The organism is Halomonas sp. SIMBA_159, assembly GCF_046536035.1.
GTDB classification, from domain to species: Bacteria; Pseudomonadota; Gammaproteobacteria; order Pseudomonadales; family Halomonadaceae; genus Vreelandella; species Vreelandella venusta_A.
The window spans coordinates 1-248 of sequence record NZ_JAWJBT010001215.1 but is presented as its reverse complement, the minus strand read 5'-3'; the positions used below and the strand labels follow the sequence as shown (position 1 = coordinate 248).

The window sequence follows — 248 nt, the reverse complement described above, 5'->3', positions numbered from 1 at the left end:
AGGACAGCGGCATGGAGATGGCAACATTGCCCGCCTATTTCAAGGCGCTTGAAGAAGCACAATCAACATACCCCGGCATGCACATCCGCAGTGGCCTCGAAGTCGACTTTATCGAGGGCTTTGAAAATGAGACCGCACAATTGCTGGAACAAGTCGGCCCAAAATTGGAAGATGCCATTCTTTCGGTTCATTTCCTGTGCTATCAAGACCGCTTTATCTGCTGCGATTTCAGCGCAGAGGTATTCATG

At 50.0% G+C, this 248-nt stretch carries 1 protein-coding gene; it reads left to right on the top strand.

The features are described 5' to 3' along the window. A partial coding sequence (locus R0J87_RS23135) for a hypothetical protein (protein ID WP_498889294.1) occupies positions 1-248 on the top strand: 248 nt, incomplete at both ends.